The sequence below is a fragment of the Pantoea anthophila genome, from assembly GCF_026104315.1.
Classification (GTDB): Bacteria; Pseudomonadota; Gammaproteobacteria; order Enterobacterales; family Enterobacteriaceae; genus Pantoea; species Pantoea anthophila.
On sequence record NZ_CP110473.1, the window covers coordinates 2,059,334 to 2,078,696 of the forward strand.

The following is a 19,363-nucleotide window of genomic DNA, read 5'->3' on the forward strand; positions in this document are numbered from 1 at the left end:
TGGCACGTTCAGCCATCCCTGTCCTGCCCTCCGTGGCAGGACTTTTTTGCCTGATACTCAGTCAGATCTGGCCTGCGGCAGCAGCGCAACAATCTCCTCACTGCTGCCGGTTTCACCCAGGCGCGGGAAGATCAGATTGATGCTGTTGTTGTGCGTATCAATGTTGAGATCGGTCATCGCATCGGTCGCCAGTGTGACGTTGTAACCTGACTCATAGGCCTGTCGTGCCGTGGACTCCACGCCGATACTGGTCGCGATCCCGCAGATCACCACCTGGGTGATGCCGCGCTGCTGCAATTCCTCGTGCAGCGCCGTGGCCTGAAACGCGCCCCAGCTCTTTTTGGTGATGGTGATGTCATTCTGCTGCGGCGTCATTGCCGGAACCAGCGTCGCCCAGTCGGCAGGCAGTTCACCGCTGTGACGGGCCTGCTCAGTGCGGCCTGGCGCACCACCGGCCACGTTAACCAGCACAACCGGCAGATTATGCTGGCGGAATGCCGCCGCCAGCGCGGCACAGCGTTCGATCACCGGCTGCGGCTCATGAACCAGTGGCAGCGCCACAATGCCATGCTGCAGGTCGATAACAATCAGCGCCGTTTTTGCATCAAGTGTGGTTACAGCCATATTAAATCCTTAAAGTGAATGGTCAGCGAGTCGCTGCAGTAAAGGGAGAACATCGGTCAGTTGCTGCTGTTCAGCCGGCGTCAGCCGGGCCTCCAGCGTCCGTACCAGCCAGTCGTCACGCATCGCGCGGCTGGAAGCAATCACCGCCAGGCTGGCCGCGGTCGGCAGGTAACGGGTCTTGCGGCCATCGTGCGGGTCGGGTTCCCCTGTCACCAGATCCGCCGCCAGTAACCCCGCAACGGTGCTGCCCATCGACTGGCTGCGCACGCCTTCCGCCGCGGCCAGCTGCGTCACCGTCATCGCCCCGTCCCGCACCAGATGGCCCAGTACCGCCACCTGTGACCAGGTTAACTCACCGGGTGGGGCCGATTCGCGCAGGCGGCGACTCAGCTTACCCACCAGCATGCGCAGCAGGGCTGCCGATTCAGTCAGATCGCTCATTGCCGGTCTCCATAGCCAGGCGAAAGTATAGAGATACGAAGGTAAACTGTGTAGTTTGCTCAGGTATCAATTTGTAACGTCCGGCCGCTGCAGATAGTGGATCAGACTGTGAAAACGCAGTGGCGTCGCCAGCGGATTACGGTAGCTGTGTGTCACATCCGCCCTGAACTGGAACGCCTCTCCCGCCACCAGTCGTCGCCAGATATCACCGACGCCCAGCAGCAGCTCGCCTTCAATCACCACCACCTGCTCGACACAGCCCGCTTCATGGGGTGACGACTGGCTCTGCGCGCCCGCTGCCAGCTCAACCGCCAGCAGATCAAAACGCAGCTGCGGATCGTAAGGCAGCAGCGGATGAACCGTCATCTCGGCGTTGGCCTGGCTGAACCCGGCGACCGCGCCAGAGGGAAGCACCCGTCCATCGATAAAAAAGGAAAAGGGAACGCTGAAACCGGTGGCGATCTTCCACAGCGTGGCCACGGTCGGACTCGATTCGCCGCGCTCAATCTGCCCCAGCATCGCTTTACTGACGCCGGTTCGCTCCGCCGTGAGCGTCAGGCTCCAGCCGTTGGCCTGGCGCAACTGTCTGAGCGCGGCGCTCAGGTGTTGCTGAAAATCTGCCATTTTTTCTCCTGCATTTTTCGTCAATGAGCTGACGTTATGCTGCCAGTGTAGCACTTGTGCGTTATAGCGTATCATGCAATCATGTGCGCTATAACGCACAACACAGATTCACCTTCGCTGAGGGTGAGAGAGAGCGATGATGAAAAGAGTGGGACATCCCCGTTTTACCCTGCCGATGGTGGTTTCCGGCTTTGTCGCCGTGCTGGTGGGCTACAGCAGCAGCGGCGCCATTATTTACCAGATGTTTCAGGCGGCGGGCGCCACACCGGCGCAGATCGGCGGCTGGCTCTCCGTACTCGGCATCGCGATGGGGATCGCCTCGCTGGGATTGTCGCTGCGCTACCGCATGCCGGTGCTGGCCGCCTGGTCAACACCCGGCGCGGCGCTGCTGGCCACCAGTTTTCATGGCATTTCGCTGAACGAGGCAGTGGGCGTCTTTGTGTTCTCCAATCTTCTCATCGTCCTGTGCGGGGTCACCGGACTGTTTGCCCGACTGATGAATCACATTCCCGCCTCGCTGGCGGCGGCGATGCTGGCCGGGATTCTGCTGCGCTTCGGGCTGCAGACCTTTGCCGATTTGCAGACCAACTTTGTGCTCTGCGGCAGCATGTGTCTCGCCTGGCTGCTGGCCCGCCGCTGGCTGGCCCGCTATGCCATTCTGGTCACCCTGCTGATCGGTATCGCCGTCGCGCTGGCGCAACACGCCATTCACTTTCCGCCGCAGCCCTTAAGCGTAATGCTGCCCGAACCGGTGATGCCGCACTTTACCCTGACCACCCTGCTGGGGATCGGTGTGCCCTATTTCCTGGTTACGATGGCGTCGCAGAACGCCCCCGGTATCGCGACCTTACAGGCGCACGGTTATCGTGCACCGGTGTCTGCCCTGATGAGCTGGACTGGCCTGACGGCGCTGCTGTTATCACCGTTTGGCGGTTTTTCCGTCTGTGTGGCGGCCATTACCGCGGCGATCTGCATGAGTGATGAGGTCGACCCCGATCCGCAGCAACGCTGGCGCGCGGCGGTGCTGGCCGGGATTTTCTATCTGCTGGCGGGTGCGTCCGGGGCGTTGATCGCCGTGCTGTTCAGCGCCCTGCCAGGAGTGCTGATTGAAGCGCTGGCGGGACTGGCTCTGCTTGCCACGCTGGGCGGCAGCCTGCAGCGCGCGCTCGAACAGCCTGCTGAACGCGACAGCGCGCTGATCACTTTTCTGATCACCGCTTCCGGCGTCTCGCTTTTGGGTATTGGTCCGGCCTTCTGGGGCCTGGTGGGCGGCATTGTCGCCCATCTGCTGCTGGTGCGCAGACGCGCCTGAATCTGCTGATCTCACTGAACTGGCGGTTGTTTTTCCGCCAGCCAGTGAAAAAAACGCTGGATTTAGCCCCTTTTCTGCCGTTTGATTTGTCATTGCCCCGCGTAAAATCAACGTAATCGTCGATAACACGCGATTTTCTGCCTCAGACAACGACCGATAAGGGCCCAACAGGTGGCAAAAACTTTTCTGCGCAGCGGTAATTTAGATGCAGTTCTGGCATTAGGTGAAAATGGCCAGCCGGTCTACGCCTCAGCACTGCAAATTCGTGAAACCCTGCGCCTGCGCCGTCAAAGCGCACTGGCAGATTGCCTGGCCATTCCCCAGGCCAACGACCGGGGCGACCGCCTCGACTGGTATGCCCCTTTCAGCGGCCGGGTGAAATCCTGGCTGGGTGCCAGCGATCATGAGCGTCGCGCGGCGCTGCAGCACCTTACCGCCTGCCAGCAGGATATGCAGGATCTCAGTACGCGCGCGCGCGCGGCAGAGAATCCGTCGATGCGCCTGTTTGGCGCGCTGCTGAGCAAGACCCTGCAATTTCCCGACCAGCAGTATGTTTATCTGGTCGATGGCAAACCGGTGATCACGTTCTGGGGCTTTGTCGACGCGCAGGCGCGCAGCCGCGATGACGCGCTGGCCTGCCTGCGTGACACCCTGGAAGAGAATCTGCCGGTGGCGCTGGTTGAACCGCCACCGGCTGTGTTGCCTGCCGCGCCTGTCGTGGCAGAGCCGGAGACCCTCGCGCCGCCACCGGTTCCGGAACCTGAGATCCTGCCTGAACCGGAACCCCAGCCTGCTGCGCCTGTCGACACTCAGCCCGTTGCGCCTCTCCCGGCGCGTCGCCGTTTCCGCGTCTGGTATCTGCTCCCACCGGTCGCGATTGCCGCCGCCGTCATGGTGGCCGTGCTGCTGCATCGTCAACCCTCTGAGTCCACCCCGGTGGCAACGGCGAAGCCAGCGGCGACCCCGGCGACGGTGCCTGCTCCCGCCACGCCGGCAGTCACGGCGAGCCAGCCTCCGGTGGCTGCTGCACCGACCGAGACCGCCAGCGCGCCCGCGGTGACGACGCCGGCCACCCTCACCCCGCCAGCGGTGACGGCCACGGCTGAAGCGCGCCCGGACACACAGCCGCAGACAGCGGCCAGCACCACAGAGACGCCGCCTGCCGCCGCGTCTGCTACCCTTGCCAGTGAAGCGACCCCGACGGTACCGGCGAAGCCAGACGATCTGATTGTGACGCCGGATGCGGTGCGTGACGGGCAGGTGCAGGTGATCGATGGCCGCTGGCGGGTCACCATCAACCAGATGCCGACGCCAACCGGTAAGCCACCTGTAATGCGCTTCCAGTTTAAGAATGGTAAAGGCAGCGTGCAGGTCACCCAGGGTAATACCAGCTGTAAAGCCGATGTCAGCGCCGCCATGACCAGCGCCGGTAATCTGGTGATTGAGAGCCGCTACACCGCGAAGTGCCAGAACAATTCGCGCTACCGTATGCCGCTGCTTGTCTGCCACGCCAGCATTGGCGCCGCGCAGTGCGAAGCGCAGTTTGCTGAAGACCGGGTCTTCCCGATGACGATTAAGCGTGAGAGTAAATAACGATGCTGGCTCCCCTGATCGATGACAAACAAAAAATTTCGCTGATTGAAAACAGCGGCGTGCAGTTCCTGGATTTTGGCCTGCAACTCTCAGATACCCCGGCGCGCCGTCAGTTTGTGCGCCAGACGGCCAACGGCCCGCTGCTGCGCCTGAACGTCGATGGCAACAGCGGAAAATTCCTGCTCTATCCGGAAGATGGCGGCGCTGCCGAAGTGGTGCGCCCGGAATCCGATATCGCGCTGGCGGACTCCCTGACGCTGCTGTCAGCCTGCTGGCTGCCGCTGCCCATGCTGCGCTGCGCCAGCGGACGTCGTTTTATCGGTGGCCCTGAAAACTGGGCGCGGATGCGTCTGGTTGCCCTGCCCGCACCGGACGCGGCGGGCAATACCCATCGCGTTACCCTTGCCTTTGATACCCGCTGCGTGGCGGAAGAGGATGGCGGCGAGCAGCTGGGCCTTACCCCGGCGGATGCGCAGAATGGGGTCACCTTTGCCCTCGCCTGGCACAACTACGAGCTGGGCGACTTTCTCGATCTGACCTGGGTCGATGGCTGGCTGCGCGAATCCTTTACCGACCTCGTCAGCGACCGCCGCGAGCAGGCGATCAAACAGGCGCTGCGTGAATTTGAGTATCAGGCGCACTACCTGAATCTGCTGGAGCTGCTGGGCCAGCAGCTCGACCTCAGCGAGATCCACATTCAGGCCGCCACACTGCAGACCCCGGCGGTTAACGTCGATATCATCCTTGATGTGGGCAACTCCCACACCTGCGGCATCCTGGTGGAAGATCACCCGGAAGAGAGCAACGGCCTGAAGCAGACCTATGAATTGCAGCTGCGCGACCTCTCTCAGCCGCATCAGGTTTACAACGAGCTGTTTGACAGCCGTCTGGAATTTGCCGAAACCCGCTTTGGTAAAGCGAACTTTTCGCTGGAGAGCGGGCGCGAACAGGCGTTTATGTGGCCGTCGCTGACGCGTGTCGGTCGTGAGGCGAGCCGTCTGGCCCTGCAGCGTGCGGGACTGGAAGGCAGCACCGGCCTCTCCAGCCCGCGCCGTTATCTGTGGGATGAGGCACGCTATCAGCCGGGCTGGCGCTTTAATACGCCAGGCGAGCAGGCGGAACCGCTGGCTTATGGCGCCCCCTTTACCACGCTGCTGAACGATGAAGGCCAGCCGCTGTCGACGCTGGCGCCGGACGATCGTCTGCCGGTCTTTTCACCGCACTACAGCCGCAGTTCGCTGATGACCTTTATGCTCTGTGAGCTGCTGGCTCAGGCGCTGATGCAGATGAACAGCGCGGCTCAGCGTCAGCGTATGCCCCAGAGTCACGCGCCGCGTCAGCTGCGCCATGTGATCCTGACGCTGCCGTCCGCGATGCCCAAGCCGGAGCGTGAAATCTTCCGTCGCCGGATGCAGGAGGCGCTGGCGCTGGTCTGGAAAGCCGAAGGCTGGCTCGCGGATGAGGATGACCTGGCACCGGCCGTCCCTCGTCAGAACCCGAAACCTTTGCCGGATGTGCAGATGGAGTGGGATGAAGCCACCTGTGGTCAGATGGTCTGGCTGTTCAATGAGACGCAGGTCAACTTTGCCGGTCGCGCTGAAGACTTTTTCAGCAGCATGGCGCGTCCGGATCGGCCACGCGATGAGGGCGAACTGCCAGGTAAAAGCCTGCGCATCGCCTCGATTGACATCGGCGGCGGCACCACCGACCTGGCGATTACCCAGTATCGTCTGGATGATGGTCAGGGCAACAACGTTAAAATCACGCCGCGCCTGCTGTTTCGCGAAGGCTTTAAGGTGGCGGGCGACGACATCCTGCTGGATGTGATTCAGCTGTGGATCTTACCGGCGCTGCAGCAGCACCTGCAGAAAGCGGGCCTGACGCTGGCGGAACCGCTGATGAATAAGCTGTTTGGTCACGACAGCCGCATGGACGGTCAGGCCACGCTGCGTCAGCAGGTTACGCTGCAGCTGTTTATTCCACTGGCGCAGGCGGTGCTGGAACGCTACGAGAACTGGGATCCGCTGGAGAGCCACGCGGAAATCAACGCCCTGTTCGGCGAACTGGTTGAGCAGACGCCTGGCGAGGCGGTACTTGCCTTTGTCAACGGCGAGATCCAGCGTGAGCTGGGCGGCAACAGCCGCTTTGATCTGCTGCATGTGCCGCTGGTCGTGAGCCTCGCGCAGCTGCACGGCGAGTTTATGCAGCACCGGATGGCCATCATCCCGGCGCTGCGCTCCATGTGTGAGGTGGTCTCGCTCTACCAGTGCGATGTGCTGCTGCTGACCGGGCGTCCGTCACGCTTCCCTGGCATTCAGGCGCTGGTGCGCCATCTGCAGCCGCTGCCGGGCAGCCGCATTCTGTCACTGGAAGGCTATCACACCAGCGACTGGTATCCGTTTAACAAGCATGGCCGCATCGACAACCCGAAATCGACCGCCGCCGTCGGCGCGATGCTCTGCCTGCTGGCGCTGGATCTGCGCCTCAGCAGCTTCTGGTTCCGCGCGGGCGATTTTGAACCTTACTCGACCATCCGCTATCTGGGTATGCTGGATGAAAACCAGGCCCTGACGGATGAGAATCTCTGCTACAGCGACATTGACCTCGACGATCCCGGCTTTGCGCTGGACCGGAAACGCAGTTTCCGTATCCGGGGTAACGTCTGTCTGGGCTTCCGCCAGCTCGATAACGACCGCTGGCCCGCCTCACCGCTTTACAGCCTGACGCTGAACGACCCGACGCTGGCGCGTAAAGTGGCGGGCGAAAGCGTGCTGCGCATCCGCCTGGCGGTCAAAGCCGGCCCCGGTGCGTCCGGCCCGGAAAACCTGGTGCTGAGCGATGCGCAGCTGGATGATGGCACCCGAGTGCCGCTGGAGCAGTTGAGTCTGAAGCTGAATACCCTGTCGGCGACCGGCAACGCCAATGCGCAATACTGGATTGACAGCGGGAGCGTGTGTAAACGATGAAAGCCCTGAAACCCCGCCAGCCTCAGACGCTGGCAAAACGTCTGGGCCTGTTACAGGACGCCCTGAACAACAGTCTGGAATGGATTGAGAACAGCCGTGAGCAGTCGCCGCGTCTGGCGCTGGAGGCGGAAACGCTGACGCTGCAACTGCGTCAGGCACGCGTGCAGACCCAGGCGCTGGCTCAGCAGGTCGCCCGTCCGGTGACGCTGGCACTGTTTGGTCAGTCGCAGGCCGGCAAAGCCTGGCTGCTTAACGAGATGGTGGCCGATGCACAGGGCCAGCTGGTGACCCGCATGGGCGACAAACAGCTCTACTGGTTCCAGCATGTCAATCCCGGCAACCTGGATTTTGCTACCGCCACCCGCTTCAGCCATCAGCGCGAGCCGCTCTCGACTGAGTGGCCGGTTGAACTGACCCTGCTGAATGACGCGGAAGTTATCCGTCTGATACTCGCCTGTTCCGCTGCGGGCACACCCGACGTGGCGCAGATCGACAGCGGGCTGCAGCGTCTGCAGCGCCATCGCCTCGCCTCGCCGCTGGCCGGTCTGGACAGTGATGCGCTGGTCACGCTCTGGTCCTGGTGCCGTCGCCGTCCGCACTACGATGCGCGCCTGGATCGCCACTTCTGGCCACAGGCGGTTGAACTGGCGCCCTGGCTGAGCGTCGACGACCGGGTGCAGCTGTTCTCCCTGCTCTGGCCCGCTGAACCGGCGCTGAGCGAGATGCTGCGCACGCTGCTGCATCTGCGCCATCAGCTGCGTAACAGCAGCCGGGTGCTCGCCCCCTTAAGCCTGCTGGTCGATAATGCTCTGCTGCCTGCTGGCCAGCTGATTGTGCCAGCCAGCGAACAGGATCAGCAGCAGCCGGTGGAAGTCTGCCCGCTGAACGGTAACCGAATTGGCAAGGCCCAGCGCGTCCCGCTGGGCCTGCTGGCCCTGCTGACGCTGGAAGTGCTGGTGCCGCTGAGCTCCACTCCGCGCACCGCGCTCTATGATGATGCTGATATGCTGGAGCTGCCCGCGCCCGGTCACGCCAGTGATGTGGCGACCCAGGAAGATCGTCAGCGCCTGCAGCAGCAGGATCCGCTGCGCGCACAGCTGCTGGAACAGAAACGCGCCCTGCTGCCGGGCTTTTATGCCGCGCGACAGGCGATCGATCTGCTGCTGGTCTGCACGGCGGCCAGCCAGCGTCAGGATGCAGATCGGGTCAGCGAAACGCTACGCGAATGGCAGCGCCAGCAGCCTGCTCAGGAAGCCGCAGAGAAACCGCGCCTCATCTGGGCCATCACCCCTTTCGACGCCCGTCATCAGCAGATTAATGTGGATGAGGCGGTGCAGCGGCAGATGGGACAGCCCGGTCAGCACTGGGGTTCCATGCTGGCCCTGGATCGCGCGGGCGTCGATCGCATGGCGAGCTGGCTGCAGGATGAGATGCAGCCTGACGCCCGCCGCGACATGCTGCTGGCACAGCTCGCGCAGATTCAGCACACCGTCGTAGAGCGGCGTTTACTGCCGTGGACCGAGGCGGGTGCCAGCCCGGAACAGGCGGCACGCAAGCAGAACATCGCCGACACGCTGCTGAAATGTTTACAGCATCGCACCGGCCTGCATGGCGAGCTGCTGGAGCGTCTGCAGCCGCCGCGTGAAGCACTGCGTCAGCTGTGGCTCAATCAGGCGACCCTGCCGGGCAGCAAACCGGCCCATCAGGCACCGGAGAATCAGTTCGGCATCGGGTTTGAATTTGACCTGTTCAGTGACACACCCGCTGACGTACCGGTTCAGCCGCGTCAGAGCCTGCACAGCAGCCAGCAGTTTCCGCGCCAGGTGCTGCTGCTGTGGCTGGATCACCTGCGTCAGCTGCCGGAAAACCGCAGCCTGCTGGCGTTGCTTAACGTGGATAAGGCGACGATGGAGTGGCTGGTAGAAGAGCTGATCACCGCCGGGTTCCGCACCGATATTGCGCAAAAACTGCAGCAGGCGCTGCACGAACCTGACACGCAAAGCGTGACGCACGAATCCCGCGCCGACCGGCAGGTGACGCGGGCGATGACGGTGCTGGGCGATTTTGTGGCCTGGCTCGGCTTTTTACAGCGCCCGGAATCAGAACGTCCCGCCAGCCGCGTCAACCGTGGTCAGGTGATTTTCTCGCGCCCGCCCGCTCCCAGCGTCAGCTTCGGTGCCGGTCAGCGCCTGACCCGACTCTCTGCGGCACCGGCTAATCACACCGCCTATTACATCTACGACTGGCTGGTGGGACTGAATCAGGTGATCGTTGAGAACAACGGCTATACCGGCGGTGGCGATCTGCCTCTGGCGGCCCGTGAGGCACTGATTGCGCTGCTGAAGCCGCTGCGCACGTAATCGATAATCGGGTGCAGTTCGCCTCTGTGCGGCTGCCCCCGCTTCCCGGCCGACCTGAGACTGAAACGGCAATAAAAAACGTTGCCGGCTTACTCCACGATCAGGTGCAGTTCGCCTTCCAGCGACTGCGCCGCCTCTTCCAGCAGCGCCAGTACCGGCGCTAAATCAGCCTGATGCGCCGCGTAATGCTGCAACCGCAGTGTGGCAGGCAGCGCCATGCCGCCCGTCAGCCAGTCCCACAACGCATCCAGGTTATGACCAAAGGTCGGCGGACAGCCGCTCTGCCCGGCAAACTCGCGATAAAAAGCCGCGCGCGTGGTGAGTTCGCGCAGATCAAAGTTCAGTTCAAGCATCAGGGCACCTGTCTGAAGCTGCGGTAGTGATCGGTGGAGAGAAATACCAGCCCGTCAGAGGAGTAGACCAGACGATCGGCGTCGCGATGTCCGCAGCGGTAATTCACATCCGCTTCATACCACTGGCGACCCGCACGCGGGGGCAGCCGCTTTTCGCGGTTAGCAAAACGGTCACCGCCGATGGCCCTGCCAGGCAGAACCTCACACAGGTTACCTTTAGCCGGATTCCAGCCGCGTTGCCGCGCTTCGTTTTTGGTCAGGTAGTAGTCAGGTAACTGCTGATGCTGCAGCACCCAGCGCGCCACGGTGTGGGCATCGGTCAGGGTGGCGATATCGGCCTGAGCCGGCGCAGAAACGGTGTTGAGATAAGGTTTAAGGCCGTAAAAGCAGGCCGCGAGGACAAAGAAAAGTCCAATCCAGAGTTTTTTTGACATGATGGCATCCGTGACGACAGGATGCAGATGATACCAGTTTTGCGCCCGGAGGAAAGCGCGGGCCAGACAGGCTGGCCCTGGCGAAGTTATGCAGCGTGCGAATCACCGCTGTGACGACGCCATGCACCCGGTGCCACACCATACTGGCGTTTAAAGCTGCGGTTGAAAGACTGCTGAGAGTCAAAGCCCAGTGAAATCGCGACGTTCAGAATCGGTTCATCGGTGCTGGTCAGGCGATCGGCAGACTTTTTCAGCTTCTTCACCCGGATGTACTCACCCAATGGATAGCCGGTGTGCTCTTTGAACATGCGCTGCAGGTGCCACTTGGAGTAGCCCGCGCGCTCTGAAACGGTATCCAGGTCCAGACGTGCTTCGATGTTGTTATCAATCCAGTCGATTAAATCGTGAATAAAGGCGTCACTCATCATTCCAGTCTCTCCTGTCGCTGTAGCGAAAAGTATTAGTATCAGTTGCAGTTACACTTAAGGGTGGCTGACTATGCCATTTAATGCAAGTTTTATTGGTACATTAAATGCCGCACTTTTTTCAGGGTTTTTCCCGGATTGCTCAGGCTTTCATCGCCCCGTACTAAACCGCACATAAAGTGTATCTGTTATTCTTGCAGTTGCCCGCGACGCAAGCCTACACTCCCTGCGATTAATTGCAATCTTAAAAGTTGCAAATATTGGCCTGCAGGTCGTCTTTTCTATTTATCGCGGAATAACAACAATGATTACGAACCGGGTTCGTCAGGGGTTGACCCTGTCAGGGATGGTCATATTTATCAGCCTGCTTAGCGGCTGTGATAAGGGTGTGGCGCAGAGCGCCCCGCCGCCACCGCCTGAAGTAAGCGCCGCACCGGTGCTCATCAAGCCGGTGAGCCAGTGGGACAACTTTAATGGTCGCGTTGAAGCGGTGCAGAGCGTGCAGCTGCGTCCGCGCGTCTCTGGCTACATCGAGTCAGTGAACTATCGCGAAGGGGATGAGGTTAAAAAAGGTCAGGTGCTCTTCACCATCGACGACCGGAGTTACCGTGCGGCGCTGGAACAGGCCCGGGCGGAGCTGGCCCGGGCGCGCAGCCAGGCGAGTCTGGCGCGCAGCGAATCGGGTCGCAGCGAGAAGCTGATTGGCACCCAGGCGATTTCGCGTGAGGTGTGGGAACAGCGTCGCGCTGCCGCCAGTCAGGCGCAGGCGGATGTACTGGCCGCCGAAGCCGCTGTCGATATGGCGCAGCTGAACCTGGACTTTACCCGCGTCACCGCGCCGATTGACGGTCGCGCCAGCCGCGCCATGATCACCCCCGGCAATCTGGTGACCGCCGGTGACAGCGCCAGTGTGTTGACCACGCTGGTATCGCAGCAGCAGATGTATGTCTATTTCGACGTCGATGAAAACACCTTCCTGCACTATCAGGCGATGGCGCGTCAGGGCCAGCAGCGTCATGCGCTGCCGGTTGAGATTGCGCTGGTCGGCGATCAGGGTTTCCCGCATCAGGGCAAGGTCGATTTCCTGGATAACCAGCTGACCGCCAGCACCGGCACCATTCGTATGCGCGCCCTGCTCGACAATCAGGCGCGTCAGTTTACGCCCGGTCTGTTTGCCCGCGTGCGTCTGCCAGGCAGCGCGCAGTTCGAGGCCATGCTGATCGATGATAAGGCGGTGCTGACCGACCAGGATCGCAAATATGTCTACGTGGTGGATGGGGAAGGCAAAGCTCAGCGGCGCGATATTCAGCCCGGCGCGATGGTGGAAGGTCTGCGCATCGTCAAAGCGGGTCTGCAATCGGGCGACCGGGTGATCGTCGCCGGACTGCAGAAAGTGTTTATGCCCGGCATGCCGGTCACTGCTCAGCAGGTCGCCATGCGTGCGGCAGCCGCTCACTAATTCGAGGCCGCTATGGACTTTTCCCGCTTTTTTATCGACCGGCCTATTTTTGCGGCGGTGCTGTCAATCCTGATCTTCGTGACCGGGGTGATTGCTATCCCGCTGCTGCCGATCAGCGAATATCCCGACGTGGTGCCACCCAGCGTGCAGGTGCGCGCCGAGTATCCTGGCGCTAACCCGAAAGTGATTGCAGATTCCGTGGCGACGCCGCTGGAAGAGGCGATCAACGGCGTCGAAAACATGATGTACATGAAATCTGTGGCCGGTTCTGACGGCGTGCTGGTGACGACCGTCACCTTCCGTCCCGGCACCGATCCCGATCAGGCGCAGGTTCAGGTGCAGAACCGCGTCGCGCAGGCTGAAGCGCGTCTGCCGGAAGATGTGCGGCGTCTGGGTGTCACCACCCAGAAGATGTCGCCGACCCTGACGCTGGTCGTCCACATGTTCTCACCCAACAATACCTACGATTCACTCTACCTGCGTAACTACGCCACCCTGAAGGTGAAAGATGAGCTGGCCCGCCTGCCGGGCGTCGGTCAGATCCAGATCTTTGGCGCGGGCGAATATGCGATGCGCGTCTGGCTGGACCCGAACAAGGTGGCGGCGCGTGGCTTAACCGCCTCAGACGTAGTGACCGCGATGCAGGAGCAGAACGTGCAGGTTTCTGCCGGTCAGCTCGGCGCCGAGCCGCTGAAAAAGCAGAGCGATTTTCTGCTGTCGATCAACACGCAGGGACGGCTGGAGAGCGAACAGCAGTTTGGCGACATTATCCTGAAAACCTCAGAAGATGGTTCGCTGGTGCGCCTGCGTGATGTGGCGCGTATTGAGATGGGGTCCGGCAGTTACGCCCTGCGCTCACAGCTGAACAACAAAGATGCGGTCGGTATCGGTATCTTCCAGGCTCCGGGTGCCAACGCCATCGATCTCTCCAATGCGGTGCGCGCCAAAATGGATGAGCTGGCAACCCGTTTCCCCAATGATGTGAAATGGGCGGCTCCTTACGATCCGACGGTGTTTGTTCGTGACTCGATCAAAGCGGTGGTGCAGACCCTGCTGGAAGCGGTGATCCTGGTGGTGCTGGTCGTCATTCTGTTCCTGCAGACCTGGCGCGCCTCCATCATTCCCCTGCTGGCGGTGCCGGTGTCGGTGGTCGGAACATTCAGCGTGCTCTATCTGCTCGGCTTCTCGCTCAATACCCTGAGCCTGTTCGGGCTGGTGCTGGCGATCGGGATCGTGGTGGATGACGCCATTGTGGTGGTGGAGAACGTTGAGCGTAACATCGAGATGGGCCTGTCGCCGCGCGCGGCAGCCCATCAGGCGATGCGTGAGGTCTCCGGCCCGATTATCGCCATTGCGCTTGTGCTCTGTGCCGTATTTGTGCCGATGGCGTTCCTTTCCGGCGTGACCGGGCAGTTCTATAAGCAGTTCGCCACCACTATCGCGATCTCCACGGTCATCTCCGCCATTAACTCCCTGACGCTCTCTCCGGCGCTGGCGGCGATGCTGCTGAAAGATCACCACGCGCCGAAAGACCGGCTGACGCGGATTATTGATGCGCTGTTTGGCTGGCTGTTCCGGCCCTTCAACCGCTTCTTCCAGCGCAGCGCACATGGCTATGAGTCGCTGGTTGGCCGGACGCTGCGTCGGCGTGGCGCGGTGTTCGCAGTTTACCTGCTGCTGCTGGCCGGTGCCGGATTTATGTTCCACACCGTGCCGGGCGGCTTTATTCCGACTCAGGATAAGCTCTACCTGATTGGTGGCGTGAAGATGCCGGAAGGCTCCTCGCTGGCGCGCACCGATGAAGTGATCCGTAAGATGAGCGAAATCGGGATGCAGACCGAAGGCGTCGCCTATGCGGTGGCGTTCCCCGGCCTGAATGCCCTGCAGTTCACCAATACGCCTAACAGCGGCACGGTGTTCTTCGGCCTGAAACCGTTCAGCGAGCGTAAGCACACCGCGGCGGAGATTAACGCGGAAATAAATGCTAAGATTGCCCAAATCCAGCAGGGCTTTGGCTTCTCGATTATGCCACCGCCGATTCTGGGGCTGGGTCAGGGCTCAGGCTATTCGCTCTATGTGCAGGACCGCGCGGGTCTGGGTTACGGTGCGTTGCAGACGGCGGTTAATACGCTGTCGGGCAGCATCATGCAGACGCCGGGGATGCACTTCCCTATCTCCTCCTATCAGGCCAATGTGCCACAGCTGGATGTGCAGGTGGATCGGGATAAAGCCAAAGCGCAGGGGGTGTCACTGACGGCGCTGTTCAGCACGCTGCAGACCTATCTCGGCTCCTCCTACGTGAATGACTTTAACCGCTTTGGCCGCACCTGGCGGGTGATGGCGCAGGCCGACGGCGAATTCCGCGACAGCGTCGAGGATATCGCTAACCTGCGCACCCGCAACGACCGCGGAGAGATGGTGCCGATTGGCAGCATGGTCAACATCACCACCACCTACGGCCCCGATCCGGTGATCCGCTACAACGGCTACCCGGCGGCCGATCTGATTGGCGATGCCGATCCGCGCGTGCTCTCTTCAGCGCAGGCGATGCGTCAGCTGGAAACGATGTCCGGTCAGCTGTTACCTAACGGCATGAACATCGAGTGGACCGACCTGAGTTATCAGCAGTCAACGCAGGGCAATACCGCACTGATTGTCTTCCCGATGGCGGTACTGCTGGCCTTCCTGGTGCTGGCCGCGCTGTATGAGAGCTGGACGCTGCCGCTGGCGGTGATTCTGATTGTGCCGATGACCCTGCTCTCTGCCCTGTTTGGCGTCTGGCTGACCGGTGGAGATAATAACGTGTTTGTTCAGGTCGGACTGGTGGTGCTGATGGGGCTGGCCTGTAAGAACGCGATACTGATTGTCGAGTTTGCGCGCGAGCTGGAGATTCAGGGCAAAGGCATTGTAGAGGCGGCGCTGGAAGCCTGTCGTCTGCGTCTGCGTCCGATTGTGATGACCTCCATCGCCTTTATCGCCGGTACGGTGCCGCTGATTCTGGGTGAAGGCGCGGGCGCAGAGGTGCGCGGCGTGACCGGTATTACCGTCTTCTCCGGGATGCTCGGCGTGACGCTGTTCGGCCTGTTCCTGACGCCGGTGTTCTACGTCGCACTGCGTAAGCTGGTGACGCGCCGGTCAGGTGATGCCGAAACCGTGACGGCGTAAACTCTCAACGTTAAAAGGGGCGATCGGATGATCGCCCCTTTTTTTGTCCGTCATTCACAGACCAGTGCAGCACTGCCACACGAATCAACGCTGCCCTGATACCAGGCAAAAGCTCCGGTTAACGTCATGAAACGCCGTTTACCTTTAACGTTGAAGTCTTGCACTCAGATAATTTTTTATCTTTTCCAGGAAGCTTCGTTCGGTTTCTCCCCAGGGTTCAGGATTGAACTCTCCCTGGCTGATGGATTCAAACGTCTCAGTAAGTGATTGTTCATTCAGCGACAGCAAATACTCTGCCTCCAGACATACTTTTTCCGCTGTTTTTGGGTTCTCAGTTTCTAAATAACTGTCCAGCACTTCTTCGACCGTTTCCCCAAACAAATCATAATCCTGACCAAAAAACACCCGAATGAGGGTTCCAATATTTTTATAGCTTGTATTCATTGATAGCCTCAAAAGGACGGATATGCAGTCAGAAGATAATAGGGTTTGCCGTTAAACATTTTACGGTGCAAAACAATCCTGACAGCATAAGCTTCCAGACGGGTTGTACTACTCTGCCTGAAACCATAACCGACTACGGTCCGGGCCTGCCAGGTTAATTCCATTATGCTTTCGCTTTTGGCTGCAGCCCAATACATGATCTTCCAGCGGTTCGCTTTCAAGCCAGCGCTGATGAATCGTTCTGCTTGCTCTATATTAACAAACGAGCTCGCAAGAGGTGTCTTTGGACTTCGTGCAAGACGTGCGAGTAAATCTGCTTCAGGAATGTTTACATGCTTAGCGATAGTATGTCCGCCAGCCTTAATACCTCTGACGGCTTCATGCTCCGCCAGCTTTAACTTACCGAATCGGACAGAGGCGACGCGTGCTGCGCCGGCAGCAAACGCAAACGCCATAGGTACAGAAATATCTACAGTTAAACCTATATTCATTGCAGTCTTATCATCAGCGCCAAGCTTTTGAGCCGTCGCTGATGCAACCTGGAAAGTTGCTGTACGCGTATTTCTGCCAGTCAGTATCTGATTAGCAGCCGCATTAATACTATCAAGGCTGTGTGCACCAACAACAACACATGCCGCTTTTGTCAATCCAGATGGATCTGGCGCGATACACAGCGCGGTTGCTCCGGTTAATTCCAGCGTTCCTAATGCAAGATTCAGCCCACCATACAATCGGTTACTGAGCGTTTCTCCTTCAGTTACCGTTTTATCCGAAATAACAGCGGTGAGCTGAACCGGGGACATCATGATTTTTATGCCATCATCCATAATGAAACCTCATTTGACCATTAGATACACAGCCAGATTGTATCGATCTTTCAGGTTTCAGATCCAACCAAAGTCAGAAAACATATTGACATGAAACTTTTCATAAATGATTTCGGATGACGGGTAAAAATAATATTTTATAATTTTCATAACCTTAAATTATTGATCGTGAAGAACGGTGTCAGGCAGAGAGCTATCAGCTTTAAGTATTTTTGAGGCAGGCATCACTATTTACTGGCATAAAAAAAGCCGCTCATCAGCGGCTTTTTTTGCAGAGATCGTCAATCTCTTCGGGTTCAGGTTCCGGTACGGCGGTGCAGTTACTGGTATCGCGCTTTTTCAACTCATTCAGCGCATCGGCGACGGTGCGTTTTGCCAGCACATCCAGTGACGCCTGCTCGGCTTCATCGGCTATCGATTTAAAGTACCAGCAGAGGTTAGCACTGACCAGACAGCGCGGAGCGACGTCGGGACGCGCAGCCCAGATTTTTTTATCCTCAATGACGGAGACATAGATATCCTTGAGGGTAATCTCCGCAGCCGGACGGCCCAGATGAATCGAGCCGGTACGGCCCAGCGTGGAGACGATAATGCCATCACGGGTCAGCGGGACCATCAATTTTCGTATGAAACTGGGATTCGCTTCCAGCCCGTAGGCCAGAATCGCGCTGGTAGAGCGTTTTCCCATTTGCTCCGCCATCGCTACGCTCAGAACCATTTGCAAAGCTGTCGGGAAGCGGTAATCAAGCATTTATTTATCCTGAGTTGCGGTGCATCTTCTTGTTTTATTGCCGCATAAATGAACAATCAATGAGTAATAAATATAACAAACACTGTTGCTTTTTTGAAGCAAACCGGCAGTCACAAGGCACGTATTCACCAAAGGCAGAGGCCCGATAGCACAAGCTGCTTAGCCTGTTCACTGCCCTGTTCCGGCGGAATCTGAAGCCGGACGCCTTCACGCAGAACGGGTCGATGCCGCCGGTAATTGCTGCTTCAGTGCTATCACCAGTACCACGTTAAAGATTGCCAGGCCGCAAAGCAACCACAGCGTCGCCGTAGCGCCCATACTTTCAAAGACATATCCACCAATCAGCGGCGTCAGTGCCTGCCCCATCAATGCCGGGCGCGCCATTTTACCCATCACGATGGCGTAAGACTCTGGTTTGACCATCGCCAGCGGTAAAGTTCCACGCACGATGGCACGTAAGCCATTTCCTGCGCCATAAAGCACCATACTCAGCAGCGCCATCTGCGGCATTAATGCCAGCAACAGCAGGCCCAGCGCCACCAGCCCGACAGAAAAAAAGGCGGTACGGATAGGATGGCTGCGTTTAAAAGCGACATCGACAATACGGGAGCCCACCTGACACGGGCCGATCACGGCGCTGATCGCCAGCGCCGAAGCCAGCGTGTGACCACTCGCCTGCAACAGCGTAATAAGCTGCACGGAAACGGCGGTCATGATCACTGAAGCCAGAGTAAAAATGGCGCAGAGCAGCCAGAACAGCGCTGGCGCGATCTCTGCCGTAGCTGGCTGCGCCGGACGCTTTTTTAATGACCGGGTGAGATGACCGGCAGGCAAGGCAAACAGATAAGCAGGCAGCACGCATGCCACCATCAGCGCAGCAACGATCAGCGAGGCGTCACGCCAGCCAAAACCGTGGATAAGCAGAGCCGTTCCCGGCCAGGCCAGCGTGGTGCAGAAACCGGAAATCAGCGTGATGCCGGTAATGGCAGCCCGAGCCTGACCGCCATAGCAGGTGCCCAGCGTGGCAAACAGTGCATCATACAGGCCCATCGCCATACCCACGCCGATAATGACCCAGGCAAACAGAAACAGTGGCAACGCGTGGCTGAGCGCCATGATGACCAGCCCCACCGCCATCACCAGCCCACTGAGTGCCAGCAGGAGACGGCCACCGGTACGGGCTATTATTCTGCCTGCCAGCGGTGACAGCAGCCCCGACACCAGAATCCCGAGTGACAGCGCACCATAAATCCACTGCTGGGACCAGCCCGTCTCAGCCGCGATGGGATTCGCCATCACCGCCATCAGGTAGAACGATCCTCCCCAGGAAAGTATCTGCACACAGCCCAGGGTAAAAATGGCGGCGATGCCCGGTTTAATGTTCTGATTCACATCGACTCTCTTCGTTAGCAGGCAAACCGTTTTATAGCATGTTCCGCAGGCAGCCTGCATGCATCACGCACTTCTGACCTGATGACCGGCAGTTCGCACGTTTTTGTATAGCAGATTTAAATTATGTTGTAACTATAAACACTTGCAACTGCCGCTGGCTTCTGCCACATTGTGGACGTTGTAACTATGGAGG

16 protein-coding genes are annotated in these 19,363 nt (G+C 59.5%); 6 read left to right on the forward strand and 10 right to left on the reverse strand.

The genetic code is table 11. The annotated features are described in order from the left end of the window. Positions 1–57: 57 nt before the first annotated feature. The 3 genes from OJ965_RS12110 to OJ965_RS12120 form a co-directional block, all read right to left on the reverse strand. A complete protein-coding gene (locus OJ965_RS12110) occupies positions 58–624 on the reverse strand; it encodes an isochorismatase family protein (protein ID WP_265135910.1) in 567 nt (188 codons plus the stop codon). A gap of 9 nt (positions 625–633) precedes the next feature. Then, positions 634–1,065, reverse strand: coding sequence for a MarR family winged helix-turn-helix transcriptional regulator (locus OJ965_RS12115; protein ID WP_009090285.1), 432 nt, complete (start codon positions 1,063–1,065; stop codon positions 634–636). A 66-nt stretch (positions 1,066–1,131) separates the two neighbouring features. Further along, complete coding sequence (locus OJ965_RS12120) at positions 1,132–1,689, reverse strand: helix-turn-helix domain-containing protein (protein WP_111208451.1); 558 nt, start codon at positions 1,687–1,689, stop codon at positions 1,132–1,134. A 136-nt stretch (positions 1,690–1,825) separates the two neighbouring features. Between OJ965_RS12120 and OJ965_RS12125 the strand changes: the two genes are divergently transcribed. From OJ965_RS12125 to OJ965_RS12140, 4 genes are all read left to right on the forward strand, one after another. Continuing rightward, complete coding sequence (locus tag OJ965_RS12125; RefSeq protein ID WP_140028511.1) at positions 1,826–3,001, forward strand: benzoate/H(+) symporter BenE family transporter; 1,176 nt, start codon at positions 1,826–1,828, stop codon at positions 2,999–3,001. Between the two features lie 171 nt (positions 3,002–3,172). Further along, a complete protein-coding gene (locus OJ965_RS12130; protein ID WP_265135917.1) occupies positions 3,173–4,594 on the forward strand; it encodes an SrfA family protein in 1,422 nt (473 codons plus the stop codon). Positions 4,595–4,596: 2 nt separating this feature from the next. Further along, on the forward strand, positions 4,597–7,560 hold the full coding sequence (locus OJ965_RS12135; protein ID WP_265135919.1) for a virulence factor SrfB: 2,964 nt from the start codon (positions 4,597–4,599) through the stop codon (positions 7,558–7,560). Then, positions 7,557–9,920 (forward strand): virulence factor SrfC family protein, encoded by a 2,364-nt coding sequence (locus tag OJ965_RS12140; protein ID WP_265135921.1) that lies wholly within the window; start codon positions 7,557–7,559, stop codon positions 9,918–9,920. Before OJ965_RS12135 ends, OJ965_RS12140 begins: the two co-directional genes overlap by 4 nt. An 89-nt stretch (positions 9,921–10,009) precedes the next feature. On the opposite strand, the gene OJ965_RS12145 is transcribed toward OJ965_RS12140, so the two are convergent. From OJ965_RS12145 to OJ965_RS12155, 3 genes are all read right to left on the reverse strand, one after another. After that, on the reverse strand, positions 10,010–10,273 hold the full coding sequence (locus OJ965_RS12145) for a barstar family protein (protein WP_009090295.1): 264 nt from the start codon (positions 10,271–10,273) through the stop codon (positions 10,010–10,012). Beyond that, entirely contained in the window at positions 10,273–10,707 is a 435-nt protein-coding gene (locus tag OJ965_RS12150) for a ribonuclease domain-containing protein (RefSeq protein WP_009090297.1), read from the reverse strand. The genes OJ965_RS12145 and OJ965_RS12150 overlap by 1 nt, the downstream gene beginning before the upstream one ends. 86 nt (positions 10,708–10,793) lie before the next feature. Continuing rightward, entirely contained in the window at positions 10,794–11,135 is a 342-nt protein-coding gene (locus tag OJ965_RS12155) for a helix-turn-helix domain-containing protein (protein WP_009090299.1), read from the reverse strand. A gap of 301 nt (positions 11,136–11,436) precedes the next feature. Between OJ965_RS12155 and OJ965_RS12160 the strand changes: the two genes are divergently transcribed. Both OJ965_RS12160 and oqxB read left to right on the forward strand, forming a co-directional pair. Continuing rightward, on the forward strand, positions 11,437–12,591 hold the full coding sequence (locus OJ965_RS12160) for an efflux RND transporter periplasmic adaptor subunit (RefSeq protein ID WP_265135960.1): 1,155 nt from the start codon (positions 11,437–11,439) through the stop codon (positions 12,589–12,591). Positions 12,592–12,603: 12 nt separating this feature from the next. Next, complete coding sequence (gene oqxB / locus OJ965_RS12165) at positions 12,604–15,756, forward strand: multidrug efflux RND transporter permease subunit OqxB (protein WP_154928142.1); 3,153 nt, start codon at positions 12,604–12,606, stop codon at positions 15,754–15,756. Between the two features lie 144 nt (positions 15,757–15,900). Here oqxB and OJ965_RS12170 read toward each other — a convergent pair whose 3' ends face one another. The 4 genes from OJ965_RS12170 to OJ965_RS12185 form a co-directional block, all read right to left on the reverse strand. Next, a complete protein-coding gene (locus tag OJ965_RS12170) occupies positions 15,901–16,200 on the reverse strand; it encodes a contact-dependent growth inhibition system immunity protein (protein ID WP_111208458.1) in 300 nt (99 codons plus the stop codon). 8 nt (positions 16,201–16,208) lie between these two features. Beyond that, positions 16,209–17,027: an RNase A-like domain-containing protein gene (locus OJ965_RS12175; protein ID WP_111208459.1), complete on the reverse strand. Its 819-nt coding sequence runs from the start codon at positions 17,025–17,027 to the stop codon at positions 16,209–16,211. A 256-nt stretch (positions 17,028–17,283) separates the two neighbouring features. Next, positions 17,284–17,778, reverse strand: coding sequence for an RrF2 family transcriptional regulator (locus tag OJ965_RS12180; RefSeq protein ID WP_046101782.1), 495 nt, complete (start codon positions 17,776–17,778; stop codon positions 17,284–17,286). A 207-nt stretch (positions 17,779–17,985) separates the two neighbouring features. Continuing rightward, entirely contained in the window at positions 17,986–19,170 is a 1,185-nt protein-coding gene (locus OJ965_RS12185; protein ID WP_265135964.1) for an MFS transporter, read from the reverse strand. Positions 19,171–19,363 lie beyond the last annotated feature (193 nt).

What these genes read in the sequence shown, in the direction of transcription:
- OJ965_RS12110 (WP_265135910.1), bottom strand. Translation starts at nt 624, where the DNA reads ATGGCTGTAACCACACTTGATGCAAAAACGGCGCTGATTGTTATCGAC.
- OJ965_RS12115 (WP_009090285.1), bottom strand. Translation starts at nt 1,065, where the DNA reads ATGAGCGATCTGACTGAATCGGCAGCCCTGCTGCGCATGCTGGTGGGT.
- OJ965_RS12120 (WP_111208451.1), bottom strand. Translation starts at nt 1,689, where the DNA reads ATGGCAGATTTTCAGCAACACCTGAGCGCCGCGCTCAGACAGTTGCGC.
- OJ965_RS12125 (WP_140028511.1), top strand. Translation starts at nt 1,826, where the DNA reads ATGATGAAAAGAGTGGGACATCCCCGTTTTACCCTGCCGATGGTGGTT.
- OJ965_RS12135 (WP_265135919.1), top strand. Translation starts at nt 4,597, where the DNA reads ATGCTGGCTCCCCTGATCGATGACAAACAAAAAATTTCGCTGATTGAA.
- OJ965_RS12140 (WP_265135921.1), top strand. Translation starts at nt 7,557, where the DNA reads ATGAAAGCCCTGAAACCCCGCCAGCCTCAGACGCTGGCAAAACGTCTG.
- OJ965_RS12145 (WP_009090295.1), bottom strand. Translation starts at nt 10,273, where the DNA reads ATGCTTGAACTGAACTTTGATCTGCGCGAACTCACCACGCGCGCGGCT.
- OJ965_RS12150 (WP_009090297.1), bottom strand. Translation starts at nt 10,707, where the DNA reads ATGTCAAAAAAACTCTGGATTGGACTTTTCTTTGTCCTCGCGGCCTGC.
- OJ965_RS12155 (WP_009090299.1), bottom strand. Translation starts at nt 11,135, where the DNA reads ATGATGAGTGACGCCTTTATTCACGATTTAATCGACTGGATTGATAAC.
- OJ965_RS12160 (WP_265135960.1), top strand. Translation starts at nt 11,437, where the DNA reads ATGATTACGAACCGGGTTCGTCAGGGGTTGACCCTGTCAGGGATGGTC.
- oqxB (WP_154928142.1), top strand. Translation starts at nt 12,604, where the DNA reads ATGGACTTTTCCCGCTTTTTTATCGACCGGCCTATTTTTGCGGCGGTG.
- OJ965_RS12170 (WP_111208458.1), bottom strand. Translation starts at nt 16,200, where the DNA reads ATGAATACAAGCTATAAAAATATTGGAACCCTCATTCGGGTGTTTTTT.
- OJ965_RS12175 (WP_111208459.1), bottom strand. Translation starts at nt 17,027, where the DNA reads ATGGATGATGGCATAAAAATCATGATGTCCCCGGTTCAGCTCACCGCT.
- OJ965_RS12180 (WP_046101782.1), bottom strand. Translation starts at nt 17,778, where the DNA reads ATGCTTGATTACCGCTTCCCGACAGCTTTGCAAATGGTTCTGAGCGTA.